Annotated in this window: 15 protein-coding genes and 1 pseudogene; 14 read left to right on the top strand and 2 right to left on the bottom strand. The window is 29.7% G+C overall.

Annotated elements, in window-relative coordinates:
• Positions 1–77: 77 nt before the first annotated feature.
• A complete protein-coding gene (locus I6751_RS02070; protein WP_196590498.1) occupies positions 78–293 on the bottom strand; it encodes a hypothetical protein in 216 nt (71 codons plus the stop codon).
• A gap of 9 nt (positions 294–302) precedes the next feature.
• Complete coding sequence (locus I6751_RS02065; protein WP_196590499.1) at positions 303–530, bottom strand: helix-turn-helix transcriptional regulator; 228 nt, start codon at positions 528–530, stop codon at positions 303–305.
• Between the two features lie 153 nt (positions 531–683).
• Between I6751_RS02065 and I6751_RS02060 the strand changes: the two genes are divergently transcribed.
• From I6751_RS02060 to I6751_RS01995, 14 genes and pseudogenes are all read left to right on the top strand, one after another.
• Positions 684–1,067, top strand: coding sequence for a helix-turn-helix domain-containing protein (locus I6751_RS02060; protein ID WP_196590500.1), 384 nt, complete (start codon positions 684–686; stop codon positions 1,065–1,067).
• Positions 1,068–1,279: 212 nt separating this feature from the next.
• The gene (locus I6751_RS02055; protein ID WP_196590501.1) at positions 1,280–1,828 is read left to right on the top strand and encodes a hypothetical protein; all 549 of its coding nucleotides are present in this window, start codon (positions 1,280–1,282) and stop codon (positions 1,826–1,828) included.
• A 36-nt stretch (positions 1,829–1,864) separates the two neighbouring features.
• Complete coding sequence (locus I6751_RS02050) at positions 1,865–2,290, top strand: ImmA/IrrE family metallo-endopeptidase (protein ID WP_196590502.1); 426 nt, start codon at positions 1,865–1,867, stop codon at positions 2,288–2,290.
• A 40-nt stretch (positions 2,291–2,330) separates the two neighbouring features.
• Positions 2,331–3,881, top strand: coding sequence for a DUF4041 domain-containing protein (locus I6751_RS02045; protein ID WP_196590503.1), 1,551 nt, complete (start codon positions 2,331–2,333; stop codon positions 3,879–3,881).
• 160 nt (positions 3,882–4,041) lie between these two features.
• Entirely contained in the window at positions 4,042–4,905 is an 864-nt protein-coding gene (locus tag I6751_RS02040; protein WP_196590504.1) for a hypothetical protein, read from the top strand.
• Positions 4,906–4,920: 15 nt separating this feature from the next.
• A complete protein-coding gene (locus tag I6751_RS02035; RefSeq protein ID WP_196590505.1) occupies positions 4,921–5,454 on the top strand; it encodes a hypothetical protein in 534 nt (177 codons plus the stop codon).
• 204 nt (positions 5,455–5,658) lie between these two features.
• Positions 5,659–7,209, top strand: a complete 1,551-nt coding sequence (locus I6751_RS02030; protein ID WP_196590506.1) for an AAA family ATPase — start codon at positions 5,659–5,661, stop codon at positions 7,207–7,209.
• Positions 7,199–8,050, top strand: a complete 852-nt coding sequence (locus I6751_RS02025; protein ID WP_196590507.1) for a hypothetical protein — start codon at positions 7,199–7,201, stop codon at positions 8,048–8,050. Before I6751_RS02030 ends, I6751_RS02025 begins: the two co-directional genes overlap by 11 nt.
• A 101-nt stretch (positions 8,051–8,151) precedes the next feature.
• Positions 8,152–8,919 (top strand): hypothetical protein, encoded by a 768-nt coding sequence (locus tag I6751_RS02020; RefSeq protein WP_196590508.1) that lies wholly within the window; start codon positions 8,152–8,154, stop codon positions 8,917–8,919.
• A gap of 303 nt (positions 8,920–9,222) precedes the next feature.
• Positions 9,223–10,863, top strand: a complete 1,641-nt coding sequence (locus I6751_RS02015; protein WP_196590509.1) for a hypothetical protein — start codon at positions 9,223–9,225, stop codon at positions 10,861–10,863.
• A gap of 67 nt (positions 10,864–10,930) precedes the next feature.
• Positions 10,931–12,562, top strand: coding sequence for a radical SAM protein (locus I6751_RS02010; protein WP_196590510.1), 1,632 nt, complete (start codon positions 10,931–10,933; stop codon positions 12,560–12,562).
• Between the two features lie 74 nt (positions 12,563–12,636).
• A complete protein-coding gene (locus I6751_RS02005; RefSeq protein WP_196590511.1) occupies positions 12,637–12,798 on the top strand; it encodes a hypothetical protein in 162 nt (53 codons plus the stop codon).
• Positions 12,799–12,900: 102 nt separating this feature from the next.
• Positions 12,901–13,806: a PhzF family isomerase gene (locus I6751_RS02000; protein ID WP_196590512.1), complete on the top strand. Its 906-nt coding sequence runs from the start codon at positions 12,901–12,903 to the stop codon at positions 13,804–13,806.
• 76 nt (positions 13,807–13,882) lie between these two features.
• Positions 13,883–14,143, top strand: a pseudogene (locus tag I6751_RS01995) (transposase); the annotation flags it as partial.

Raw genomic sequence — 14,143 nt, 5'->3', positions numbered from 1 at the left:
TAATATTCTTAGTGAGCATATGGATAAAAATGATAACTTATACGTATGTGAGATAACGCAAAACCAACAAGGATGGATCAATAAGACGGCATCGGATTGGTTAAGCAAACATCTTGGCTTAATGCATTAGGCCTAATATCTTTGATTTTTGCATCATCAGGTATTATGGTTATTCTTAGCAAATTTTCATTAACTACATCCAAGGTTCTTAATGAATCTTGAACACTCAGGTTGTTTTTGATTAGCACACCAAGAACTTCCTGAACTACATTTAATAACTTGCTGTCTTTCATTCAATCACCTCATGCTGATTTCTCATTATTTAACTCATTTTTGTAGTTAAAAGAATCAAAAAAAATTACTTCCATAGGTATTGGAAATTCTTTTTCCATTTTTAACATGATTTCGTTATTAGGGACAGTACGCCCACTTTCCCATGAGCGCCACGCTTGCTGACTAACTCCATAACTTGAAGCTATTTCGCTCTGTGATTTATTACCTCGTAAAACTTGCAATAAATTTTTTTTCATTTTTTCCCCTCCCGTTTAACTTCGTTTTGTAGTTACTCCATATGTATATAATATTACTACATTTTGAAGTTATCAATGTTTTTATATTCATTTTGTAGTTAGATATTCCAAATAACAACATTTTGAGGTAATATAAGTGAAGGAGTGATTTTTATGTTACCAGAAATATTAAAAAAAGAGCGCACTAATAAGGGATTATCACAAGCTAATTTAGCAACTATTCTTGGCGTCTCACAACAGGCTATTGGTAGCTGGGAAGTCGGAAGGACTTCACCTGATCCCGAGATGTTAAAAAAGATTGCTAATTATTTTAACGTTTCTACAGATCATTTACTCGGAAATGATTCCCTTAAAACCGACTCCGTCAAACTAACAAAAAAGGACCTGGGAAATTTAGATAAATTATTACAGCAAGCCGAAGTGACGTTTGATAGCGATACATACAAGCTGACTGATGATGACCGCACAAAAATTCGTTCTGCTTTAGAGCTTGCTTTTTTTGATGCTAAAAAACGGAATAAAAGGAAAAAAGATTAATCGTGTCGAATTCGAGGCGGTTAAAAAATAAACTAAATTATGAAAATCTTTGAACAGGCCAAATTTTAAACCTATCAAATTCGATAGGTTTAAAAAATTGAATAAACAATGAGTTAACTAAATGAACAATTTATTTTATTCTGTGTAGAGGATGTAACGGGTTGCAGTGTAATTTGTAGTCCAATTTTTATTTTAACAAGGAGGCCGACTCCATGAAGAAGATACTTACAATCGCATTTTTATTGTGCTTGGTTTGTTCAACAGCGTTTGCTGATAAAGTGTATACAGATCCACATGGTGTGTCATTGGATATTCCAGATGGTTATCAATTAGTAGCAAAAAGGGAATTACCTACAGAAAATAAATACGAAACTACATTCGCAGATAGCGCTGCAATAGAAAAGGCGCAAAAAGAAATTATGATAACATCTCAAATATCATCTTCTGGGCCGCCCAATACTATAAACGATTTCTCGGAACAAGAACTAGCAGATATATCTAATGACGTATTTAAAAAACTAGCAACAATTAATATTAAAGCACTTAATAACCCCAACTATAAAAAAGTTACCGTAAATGGTTATCCTGCTATTGTTATAATACTTGACGAGACTTATCAATATAATAATTACCTAGTGTATGGATACTATATTATAAAAGATACAAAAGTTATAACGATAACCTACGCTTGCCCTAAAAATAAATCGGACGAATTTTTACCTATAATAGAAAAATCAATTAACACACTATATATAGAATAATTTTTAGCAAGATATAAAAAGGATTGATTCTAATATATGAAAATACGAGTGGGAAATCTCGTACAAAGATATGGTACAGCCAACCCTTTTCAACTGGCAGATGGACTTGATCTAAAAATAATACACGTGCCTTTACCAGACCATATTCGTGGCATGTTGGCGCGTGTATTAAGAAGAAAATATATAATTTTAAACGATAACTTGTCATACATAGGGCAGAAAATTACTATCTGCCATGAGATTGGTCACTCGCAGTTACATAACGGATATGGGTACTATCTACACGCTGACAAGGCTTATTATATTCCAAGCCGTCGAGAACGAGAGGCAAATGAATATGCCGTTCACTTATTGTCATATTCAAGCGATATTGATGCAGCACAGGTAATACAGTTTTTGAATGATGAACAACCTAATCCGCATGAAGTGAAGCGGACACTAGGTCAGCTAATTGATGTGTAAAATATTATAAAAATCTAACTTATGAAAAGAGGTTGAATCTATGGATAAGATATCACTCAAAGAAAAGTGGTATTTTAATAATGTGACGATTTCTATATTGCTGATAATTTGTTCTATAAAACCATTTGCAGCTATTTTGGTTATTCCCTTAATTATTTTCAAGACGAAAAAATTACGAGTCCTAGCACAGGATAAACTCGTTTTAGCTCAAGAAGAAGCAGACAAGATTATGCAGACAACTGAAGCTAAATTAGAGAATTTAAATACTAAAATTAAAAATAAACAAGATTTAGTAGATAATATTATTAAATCTGCAACGACTTATGCTGAAAATCAAAATATCGAAAAGAAAAAAATTCTTGCAGAATTAGAAAGTAAAATTTCTAATAAAGATGCCATTATACATCAAATAATCGAAGATGCTGAAATGCGTACTAAGAAAAAAGTGGAAAAAATCTCAGCTGATATCAGTAATAAAGAGACATATATGTACGTCTTAGATAATAAAATTGCTGAGAAAAAAGAAAAAATAATAGAATTAGATGAAGAAGCCTTACTTCAAGATTTTTCTTTATATAAGCCTATGTATGATTTTATTAATTCAGAGCAATATAAGTCTAGACTTGATTATATAAGACAAAGACAAAAAGATATGATAAAACAAAAAACTGCTGCTGATGGTGATACAAACTGGACGGTAAATAACAATAAAATTGCAGGCCGGAAAATGGTGCAAGATACTCAAAAGCTATTACTTAGGGCGTTCAATAGTGAATGTGAACATGTCACTGGAAAAGTAAAATATAATAATTTTGAGTCCTGCGAAAAAAGGATAACAAATGCTTATACTGCCATTTCTAAACTGGGGCAGGTTATGCAGATTAATATTAGTTCTGAATACTATAATTTAAAGATTAAAGAATTGCACTTAGCATTTGAATATCAACAGATGAAACAGAAGGAAAAAGAACATCAGCGTGAAGTTCGTGCTCGTATGAGAGAAGAAGCCAGATTACAGAAAGAAATCGAAGCTGAACGCCTTAAGATTGAAAAAGAAAAGATACATTACAGCAATGCTCTTGAAGCCGCAAAACAACAGTATCAAGAGTCATTGGATTCTCAGGAAAGAAATGCCCTTACGCAAAAAATTAATGATTTGGAAAATCAGATGGAAGAAATTAAGAAAAATTTATCTGATATAGATTATCGTGAAGCAAATCAACGAGCTGGATATGTTTACGTTATTTCTAACATAGGATCATTCGGAAACAATATTTATAAGATTGGAATGACACGTCGCCTAGATCCAATGGAGAGGATATATGAGCTAAGCGATGCATCGGTACCGTTCAATTTTGATGTACATGCGATGATTTTTAGTGATGATGCACCAAAGTTGGAAACTGCATTGCATAATGCTTTTGATAATAAAAAACTTAATTTGATTAATACACGTCGGGAATTTTTCAATGTTTCCTTAGACCAAATTGAACATGTTGTTAAAGAAAATTTTGACGGAACGGTAGAATTTAAAAAATTGCCCGATGCTGAACAATATAGAGAAAGTATGAAAATGAAACAAGTTCACTAAACATGAGTATAGTGGGGATTGGTGACATCGGATAATACCTGAAAAACAACCGAACCCTAAAACGGTTCATAGACTGTTGAATGATATTATGCAATGTGAATTTTAACCTAGAAAGTTGAAATATTAGCAAAACTTATATTTTAATACAAGGAGGTATTACATGAGTTTCATTATTAGTAATTGGTTGTATTTTTCAGGAATTATATTTTGGTCAACTATTTTTACTGCCATCGTTATTTATATGATAGGAATTTTTTTATTTGCTCTTTTTGGTAAATTTAATATTATGAAAAAAATCCCCATGATTATGCACATTGGGCATGTTGCAATTATTAATATAATTATCGCAGGTGTATATATTTATACATTACCAGAAAAATCAGTAAGCGTAGAATATGGCAAACAGATAGTCAGATTTATAAATTACAATAAGCTGACAACTGTCGACTCAATTGAACTCTTCGCATTATATGCAGTGACTGTTATGGCTGTTTTGTGGGTACTAATGAAAATAAAAAGTAGAAAAAGCATTCCAGGGATAAAGCCTTTCTTTTGTTTTAAAGAGTTTCCTGAAAAAATGGTATATGATATGGCAGGCAAAGGATATCTATATAATATACTTATTACACGTGAAAAGGGCGCAAAGACAAAGCTATTTATTATTGATATGGATTTAAATGTTTTATTTAAAACGACTATATTGGGAAATGGATATTCTTTTTATTTTGCAAACACTAGAGATAATAAAAGTGATTTAATATATTATTTCATTGATGGCTCAGGTGGATTTTTAAATGATTTTAAGATAATAGGGGAAAAAGATAATAAAGTTCAAGAATTATTTGATGTAAGTAGTATAAGTAAAGGCGCTTTTTCAAATATAGCTAAAGGATGCCAAATGAAAATATATAAATCACAGTCTGATAATTTAGTTCATATTGATTTGATTAGTGATAATAGAATAGGCATATCAATTTATTGGAATGGGGGAAAATACGTTTATAAATGTTTAGGCTTTAATTAAAAGGAGTGGCTTCGTATGAAAAGGATTTTATTAATTGTTTTATTATTATATATGACTTCAAGTACGGTATTTGCACAAGTCTATACTGATCCGCAAAATATATCAATAACGATTCCAGATAATTGGAAAGTAATAAAAAGTAATTATATTTCAAATAATAATCTATATGATACCTTTTTGAGTGGTGGGAAGGAGCAATTCATATATTTGGTATCAATCTATTATCCCACTATGCCTAAAAGTACAACACTATACAACTATTCGGATGCACAAATATCTGGAGCTATATATTCTATGTTTGGAAAAATGATTGGCAGTGGAACAGTTACTAATAAACCTAACTATACAAAAACCATGGTAAATGGAACACCAGCGGTTGCCAGTTATATTACTGCTGCTGCACAAAATGGTACACCTTTAGTTGGTATTATATATATGGTATTAAAAAATAAAAAATTGGCATTCGTAATATACGTGACAACGCCAGGTAATGCAAAAGAATTTATACCTACTATAGATAAATCCATTAATACATTAGAAATTAATTAAAGAAATGTGGAGCTAATATGAAAAAATTTTTAATAATATTTATATAAAATAATTCACATTAAACCAGAGTAAAATGATTATGCTTTATCCGAATTGCCATCGAGAAGTGCATTTTGGGAAGGAAGGTTAATGTTAAATACTTAAGTAATATAAATAATTAATGTTTAAATAAAAATTATTATATCTAACAGTGGGGTGTTTATAATGTTAAAAAGCCTTTATATAAAAAATTTATTTGGAATAGAAGGAAACGACAAAAACATAAATTTCAATCAAGATATTACAATATTAGTTGGATTTAATGGTTCTGGCAAAACAACTATATTAAATATACTTAGTATTATATGTGGAAAACAATTTAAAAGATTATTACTATATAAATTTGAAAAAATAGAATTAAAAGCTGAAGAAGGTTGTCTATGTATAATTAAAGATGCCCAGAAATTAACTATTAAAAGAACCGATATGCAAAATATAAAAGATTTACCAATAGAAAAATTTGAAGAAATAGAAAAAGCTATAAATAGAAAGCAAAGTAACTATCATCATTATATTAGTCGCAATAAGCATAAATTTTATTTAAATACAAACACTAATCCTGTAGAATTATTACCTAATGCAGACACTGATAATATACAAAACATTATTAGTAAAGTATTTATTTTTATACCTATAGAAGATGAAAAATATTTTGATTGGCATGAAAATTTTTCATCAAAAGATTTTAATTATATTTTTAGAGATTTTGCTTTTAATGTTTCAACAAGTTATTTTCCCACATATAGAAGATTTGAAATAGATATAAATGATTTAATACCAAGTTTACAACATAATGATATTAATGATTTTGAAAATAAAAGATTTAACATATATAAAAACATATATAATGAAAACAGTAATTTTCCTAATACAGTCTTTGCTTTAAACAATAATGATATAAATGAACTATTAGATCATACTTTGAGAGAAATAAATATTGAAGAACACAAGTTACTAGGATCATTAGCAAGTAATTTCATATCTATATTTTTGGACACTAAATTAGAAAATGAAGATTCACCTAATATTCATGATGTTGATTGCGAAAAATTGAAAAATGAGCTAACTGAAGTATTTTCACGTACAGGAATTTTTGAAAAACTTGGATATGAAACACTTGGGAGTATTAATAATAATATGCAGCAAAAAATAGATTCATTAATTGAAGACATAGAATGGGCAAGAGATTTTATTGATAAAGCTCTTGAACAATCAAAAAATATTAAAGAAAAAAATTCTAACGGTATAGATGGTATGCTGGATACTATGTTAAAAAATTTAAATAGATACTCAAATACAATATCTATTTATCGAAAAGTAAATGAAATATTAAAGTTATATAAGGATACATGTGAGAAAATAAAACAAAGAAGAATCCCTCTAGTTAATTTAGAGAACATCTTACAGTACTTTTTAAAAATGTCTGTTGAGATAAATTCACATATCACATTTAAAAAAAATAATAAGAATTTATATTTTGAAAATCTTTCTGCCGGAGAAAAACAACTAGTATCATTATTTGTGTACACTTTTCTAGGTAGGAAAAAAATAATTTTGATAGATGAACCTGAACTTTCTCTACATATTACATGGCAAAGAGAATTTATAGACAAAATTTATAATAAAAATATGCAATTTATCATGACAACACATACGCCTTTTATTATTTCTCATTATAGAGATAAAGTAGTAAAAGTAGGTGAATATGATGAATGAAAGTTGTATACCATCAATAAATTTAGAAGATAAAATCAATACATCTCTTTTAGAACCACACACACTTCCAGGATTAATTGTAGAAGGTAAAACAGATATAAGTATTTATGATAAAATGTTTTCTAGCAGTAAAGTACTTAGTACAATTGATTTTATAATTGGTGAATCAAAAAGCGCAATAATTACAGCATATAAAAGTAAAACGATTAATTTCCCATGTGTAATTTTGTTAGATAAAGACTATGATGGTTATTTAAAAAGCTGTCTTACTGATGACAATATAGTATATACGCATTATTATACAATGGAAAATTATTTAACAACTGAAGCCGTTATAGATGCAACTAATAAAGATTTTCAATCACTTCATAGAAAATTTTCTACTAATGATATTATAAAAGAAGTAAAAGCCCAAATAGAACCATACGTTATTTTTTGTTTAATAAAATTAAAACAACATTGGGATATTAAATTAGAAGAATGTAATATCGTACGATGGCTTGAGGATAATAACTTAAAAGCCGAAGAATTAAGAGATTATATATTAGGAAGTCTAAAAAAAATAGGAATTAAGGAAAGCAAAGTTGCATTAAATGAAAAATATGATGAAGAAAAACTTCTTTTTGAAAAAGCTGATAAATACCAACAGGAAGAAGTAACTCATGGAAAACAAAAATTAGCAATACTATTTTATGTTTTTAAATCGAAGTATAATGATTCATTCGAAAAAAGAAATGTAGATGTATTTACTGTAGATTTATTAAAAAATATATCTTGTTGTGATGCAGTAAATGAATTGACTGCTACAATTGAAGAAAAAATAAAACCATTATTACATTAATAATATAATTAAATATTCGTTCTAAAACTTAAGGAATACTGAAGGAGATAGGGTTATAGACTTTCACAAGAAAAAAATATAAAGATAAGAAGGCATAGAAGTTGAACAGATGTAGTAAAGAAGAGTTTTGGAAAAAAATAGCATGTATGTTAGCATTTGTTGTAGCTGGTTGTGCATGTTTAGTAATAACAACTTGTTTTGAGCAGAATAATGTTTTTTATAAGTTTTTTCAAACTATGGCAACAGCATTTTTAGTGAGTGCCCCTCTTTCAATAATCCTATCTATTCAATCAGATAATTCGATAAGTAGAATTTTTGATAATGTTTTTCCCATTAATAAAAAATGTGCGCAATATGGATTGGTAGATATAAGGGAACATTTTCCATTAAATGATAAAGAAATTAAAACAGAATTTATTCATAGTAAAAAATTTTATTTGGTTATGAATGATGGTAAAAGTTTTATTTCTGGTAATAATGCTTTATTTAATGAAAGGTTATCTCAAGAATTACATGAAACAAATGTAATTTTATTAAATTATAATAACACTGCGCTAATGACATTATTATCAAAAAGAAATCATCACGAAGAATCTTACTATCCCGCAAAAATAAAGGAAGTTATTTCTTATCATATTGATGAGTGGTTAAGGAAAGATTATAAAGTAAAACTATATTTGAATGATGATTATAATACAATGTCGATATTATTACTTGATGGATTTGCCATAATAAGTTTATACAGAGAAGCTGCAGGAATTGATGAAGTACCTCATTTGGTTTTTAAAAAAGAAGGTACTGAATATGATAAAATTTACAATGATGTTATGAAATTATGTAAGAAAAGTGAAAAATATAACAACGATTAGTTTAAAGTGATTGGTCAGTTGTAAAATGAAATTGAACAGTTAATCAAATGAAATAATCCATAATGATGAACCTTGTGTTAGAATGTGATCGCTAAAAGACAATCTACAAAGGAGCAATCGAGAGTGTAATCCATTCTGTGTAAACTCCATGGGTTAATGCTGAAAATCAAAAACAACGAAAATGTATGCTATCAAATAAATACAATAAAGTGGTCTGACGAAGACACATTTGTTGCTGACCTTCATAATAGAATTAAATCTACGGTTGGAGAATATTCGGAGATAAAGTGAGGATGAATTTATATGCTGGGACAATATGAAAAAAAAGAAATTTCTTTAGAAAAATTAGTGATAAATCCTAACAACGCTCGTTTTTATGATCAAGAAACTAAATCAAAAGATGAAGTTTTAGGAATAAACAGTATTATAAATTTAAGAAAAGACCATGTAATAAATCTCTGTAGGGATATTTCCCAAAACGGCCTTTTGCCTACTGAATTGCCTATTGTTATGGCATTGGAAGACAATGAAGGTTATTTTATGGTCTACGATGGTAATAGGCGTCTTACTAGCTTAAAACTAATAACTACTTATAAAAATAAATGGGACAAATTTAATTTAACTGAAAACGACAAAGAACAATTAAATCAATTATCATCCGACATTACTGAAATAGAATGCATCGTTTCTAATGATTTGGCCTACGTAAATAAAAAGCTTGCACAAATACATAGCGATGGTGATCCAGGTACTAAACAAATAAATTGGAGCCCACAAGCAAAATCAAAACATAATAAGGATGCGTATGGAGAAATATCAACAGATTTAGCTTTTGCATATTTATTGGAATACTTGACCAGGGATAAGAATGATAGCCATAGCGCCAAAGTTATTAAAACCATAAACGAGGGTCAATGGAATGCAAAAATGAAAAGATTTTTAAATAGAAAAGAAATAATGTTATTATTAGGGGTGGAATTTGATAGTGATAATAAAATTATTTCTTATTTTTCTGAAAATATTTTGGATAAAATTATAACATCATTTTTTATGTTAGTTGATGAAAAACCTGCAAGTGAAATCGCACAAAAAGTATCTTTGCAAGATGATTTTGTTTATAGTTATATTTTTGATAAAAATATAGCAGAGTATGCATTGAGTAATACGAAAATAATTTTTGATCCTTATATTAATGAATTAGCACATTCAAAAGAACTTGTAGAGAGAGCGAAATATAAGGCTAATTATGATACTTTTATTTCAAAAATGACAGTATCAGATACAGATAGAGTAACAAATAATGCAGCATCTAAATCAGAGGGAATATCTCCACAAAGAAATATTAGCACAACAGAAACTAGTGGGGAGAAAGAAAAATCGATATCTGTAAATCAAGTTAAAAATATAAGTACTAACGTTAATATAAAATCACAGAAACCTAAAACAAGATCTCCCAAAAAAAATAAATTTTGTAGAAATTTAAAATATGCATATGTAAATACTGATGATAATGAAAATATACCATTAATTAACATTTGTGAAGAAATAATACGATTCTCAAAGGGAAGTGGAGGGAGTTATCCATATAAAAAATACCCTATAGCTGCTACAGTTTTATTGAGAAGCTTGGTAGAACAATCTCTCAAGTATCTTTTAAGAAATGCAATGCCCCAATCGTATGGAAGAATATCAAGGAATGGGAATGATCCGCTTTTGAGTAAATTAATAAATACTATAAATCCTAAGGAAAAAGATTTATTCAAAGATGAAAAAGTACGTCGCGAATATAATGCACTTTTTACTAAAGATGGTTTTAAAGATGCATTAGATTTATCAGTGCATCACAGTCGAAGAGATCCTACTATTATAGAAATGAATGCAGAAAATTTTTTAATAGTGGCAAATTATATATTAAATACTGATTTAAAACATATAGAAAATTAGTCGGTCTTGACATATAATGTGCGCCCATGAGATAATAACCATGGAATAAAATAAGAGGAGCATTATTATGGACGTACTGTTAGTAGAACCAGCATATAAAAACAAATATCCACCAATGAGTCTTATGAAAATAAGTACTTATCATAAACAAAGAAAAGATACAGTTGTATTTATAAAAGGAAATAAAAAACTATATGGTAAATGGGATAGAATTTATATAACAACATTATTTACATTCAATTATAAGGATGTTTTGAAAACAATTAATCATTATAAGAAATATGTTACTGACAAAAACAATATTTATGTGGGGGGCATAATGGCAACGTTATTATCTGATGATTTAAGAGCAGATAGTGATATAGGAAATATAGTAGAAGGTCGCTTATTGGATTCTGCCATGTTGGGATTTAATGATCACGTTAATATTGATATATTACCATTAGATTATGACATATTAAATGATACTGAGTATGTTTATCCTTCCGGAGATAATTTTTTTGCATATACCACGAGAGGTTGCGTAAATAAGTGTCCTTTTTGTGCCGTACCAACGCTAGAAGGCAAACTAACAATCACTAACAATATAGTCGAACAAATCAGAACGGCTCGTGAGTTGTATGGTGATAAAAGGAATGTCTTATTGATGGACAACAACATTTTAGGTATACCTATTAATAATTTACAAAAAATCGTCGACGATTTAAATGAACTAGGATTTGTTAATGAACCTAATTATAAATATCCATCTGAGTTCTTAAAGCTTTTTGATACCTATTGCAGATATGAAAGTTGTAAGCAAAATACAGCTTTAATAAGAGAAAAAATGTTATTAGTCTATAAAAAATTAGAAACTAAAAAAATGGCCGTTAAATATAAGAATGCACTGGATGAGCATATATTAAATATAGGTTCCTTATATGTTGATAAATTTCAAATGATAATAGACAACATAGATTTCTTTATAAAATTAGAAAAAAAGTATGCATATAAAAAGTCTATGCAAAGATATGTTGATTTCAATCAAGGAATGGATGGGCGCTTATTAACTGAAGAAAAAATGGCTATCTTAAGTGCCCTGCCAATTAGGCCATTTCGTATAGCTTTTGATAAAATCAAATACAGTGAAATCTATCAAAAGGCAATTAGGTTAGCCGCTAAATATAATGTATGTGAGTTTTCAAATTACCTATTATATAATTTTGAAGATAATCCATTTGATTTATATAAGCGCTTAGAAATCAATGTAAGTTTAGCCGAAGAATTAGGAGTTCATATTTATTCTTTCCCAATGAAGTTTGAACCCATTGAAAACAAACAGCGTGGACATGTAGATTCTAACTGGAATCTTCATTATTTACGCAGTGTAAAAGCTATTTTAAATGTTTCTAAAGGAGTTTTTGGTGGAGATAGATCATTTTTTGAAAGAGCCTTTGGTAAAAATAAGGAAGAGTTTTTTGAAATATTATCTATGCCTAAAGATATTCTTACTTACCGGAAATATTATGAAGAAAATGGTGTTACACAGCAGTGGAAAACTGCATTTCATACATTGACTAAATCTGAAAAAAATAAGTTGATTTTCCTTGTGTCTAATGATAAGTTTTCATATAAAAACAAAAAAATAAATTATGTATTACAGTTCTATCGACATGAAAATTTGGATAAAAAACGAGACATTATAAATATTGCAATATAGTTAACAGTACAAAAGTGTGTCTTAAACTTAAAAGACACACTTTTTATTAACCAAATGAAAATGAGGTAGTTTGAATGTGGACAAATGATATTATCGCAAAAAATGCAGCAATATACGTCCGCGTTTCCACAGAATGCCAAGCAGCGCGTGGCACTATGGAAACACATTCAGCAGTAGCTACAATAAAAATTGGAATAACAAATAGCTATCATAATACTGAAAAATACTTATCATAAGAATTTGCATTAAAAATCTGTAGGAGATGGTTCTATGGGATGGCGATTTCATAAATCATTCAAAATACTGCCGGGTATACGCCTTATAGGAGGATAATATTTATGAAAAAATATAAAATTTATCAGGTAGATTCATTCACACGTCAAAAATTTCATGGGAACCCAGCAGGTGTTGTACCTAACGCGGAAGGGCTAACAGATGAACAGATGCAGCAAATTGCGCGAGAACTTAATAATTCTGAAACTGCTTTTATTTTTCCATCAACTTCTGCAGCGTATGATGTTGAAGTACGATTTTTCACTCCAACAATGGAAGTTCCAATATGTGGACATGCAACGATTGCTGCCCATTATGTCAGAGCTATTGAAGGCGCTGCTACTTCCGGTCGGATTATACAAAAAACAAGAGCGGGAATGTTACCGGTTGATATAATTCGGGAAAATAATGATTACTCTATTATAATGACACAAGGGACTCCAAAAATAGGAAATCCTTTCAATTATGAAACTGTGAAGCGGATAGCACACGCAATTGGGATAGAAATAGATTATTTAAGAAGTGACTGCCCCGTGGCTATTTCATCAACAGGGCATTCTAAGGTGATGGTTGGTATTCGATCGAATAAGTATTTGCATGAATTGAAACCAAATCTTGCAGAATTAACTGATATCAGTGCAGAAATCGGATGTAACGGATATTATGTATTTACACTGAATCCTAATGATGAAATTTTAGTTCATGGAAGAATGTTTGCCCCTGCAATTGGTATTGTTGAAGATCCGGTCACAGGAAATGCAAATGGCCCTCTCGGAGCTTATCTGGTACATTATGGGATTTGTAAAGGCTTAGAGAAGGAGGATTCTTTTAATTTTTCTATATTACAAGGGGAAGCAATTAATCGTGATGGTGGCATGCGGGTATTTGTAAAAAAGAAACTTAACAAACCTATACTTGTACAAATAATCGGAGAGGCTGTTATTGCTTTTTCATCAGAATTTGAAATTTAATTTATGGTTAAGATTTGTCTGGTGATATATTATGGCTCAATGGTTTTTTGCGGAAAGGGAAGCCCAGTCTGTCGGAAGGCTAAAACAAATTTGGCTGCTACCTGATTACGACAGCGCCAAGGAATATGCTCATTCTTTCATAGAATCTGTTGGGAAATCTTATCCGGAAGCGACAGCCGTTTTAGAAGATGGACTGGAAGATTCACTGCAGTTTTATGATTTTACCCCAATAGACTTTCGTAAAATCGCTTCTACCAATATGCTGGAGCGACTCAATCGGGGAATCCGCCACCGGACAACCGTCGTAGGAATTTCCCCCAGTATGGATTCTTATATC

It is taken from the genome of Pectinatus frisingensis (genome assembly GCF_015732285.1).
Classification (GTDB): domain Bacteria; phylum Bacillota; class Negativicutes; order Selenomonadales; family Selenomonadaceae; genus Pectinatus; species Pectinatus frisingensis.
Note: the sequence above shows the minus strand (reverse complement) of the source record. Positions and strands in the feature narration are given on the sequence as shown.

Excerpts from the sequence above, each read along its gene's own strand:
- I6751_RS02000 (WP_196590512.1), top strand. The coding sequence starts at position 12,901 with ATGAAAAAATATAAAATTTATCAGGTAGATTCATTCACACGTCAAAAA.
- I6751_RS02070 (WP_196590498.1), bottom strand. The coding sequence starts at position 293 with ATGAAAGACAGCAAGTTATTAAATGTAGTTCAGGAAGTTCTTGGTGTG.
- I6751_RS02035 (WP_196590505.1), top strand. The coding sequence starts at position 4,921 with ATGAAAAGGATTTTATTAATTGTTTTATTATTATATATGACTTCAAGT.
- I6751_RS02010 (WP_196590510.1), top strand. The coding sequence starts at position 10,931 with ATGGACGTACTGTTAGTAGAACCAGCATATAAAAACAAATATCCACCA.
- I6751_RS02045 (WP_196590503.1), top strand. The coding sequence starts at position 2,331 with ATGGATAAGATATCACTCAAAGAAAAGTGGTATTTTAATAATGTGACG.
- I6751_RS02030 (WP_196590506.1), top strand. The coding sequence starts at position 5,659 with ATGTTAAAAAGCCTTTATATAAAAAATTTATTTGGAATAGAAGGAAAC.
- I6751_RS02055 (WP_196590501.1), top strand. The coding sequence starts at position 1,280 with ATGAAGAAGATACTTACAATCGCATTTTTATTGTGCTTGGTTTGTTCA.
- I6751_RS02025 (WP_196590507.1), top strand. The coding sequence starts at position 7,199 with ATGATGAATGAAAGTTGTATACCATCAATAAATTTAGAAGATAAAATC.
- I6751_RS02015 (WP_196590509.1), top strand. The coding sequence starts at position 9,223 with ATGCTGGGACAATATGAAAAAAAAGAAATTTCTTTAGAAAAATTAGTG.
- I6751_RS02040 (WP_196590504.1), top strand. The coding sequence starts at position 4,042 with ATGAGTTTCATTATTAGTAATTGGTTGTATTTTTCAGGAATTATATTT.
- I6751_RS02050 (WP_196590502.1), top strand. The coding sequence starts at position 1,865 with ATGAAAATACGAGTGGGAAATCTCGTACAAAGATATGGTACAGCCAAC.
- I6751_RS02065 (WP_196590499.1), bottom strand. The coding sequence starts at position 530 with ATGAAAAAAAATTTATTGCAAGTTTTACGAGGTAATAAATCACAGAGC.
- I6751_RS02005 (WP_196590511.1), top strand. The coding sequence starts at position 12,637 with ATGTGGACAAATGATATTATCGCAAAAAATGCAGCAATATACGTCCGC.
- I6751_RS02060 (WP_196590500.1), top strand. The coding sequence starts at position 684 with ATGTTACCAGAAATATTAAAAAAAGAGCGCACTAATAAGGGATTATCA.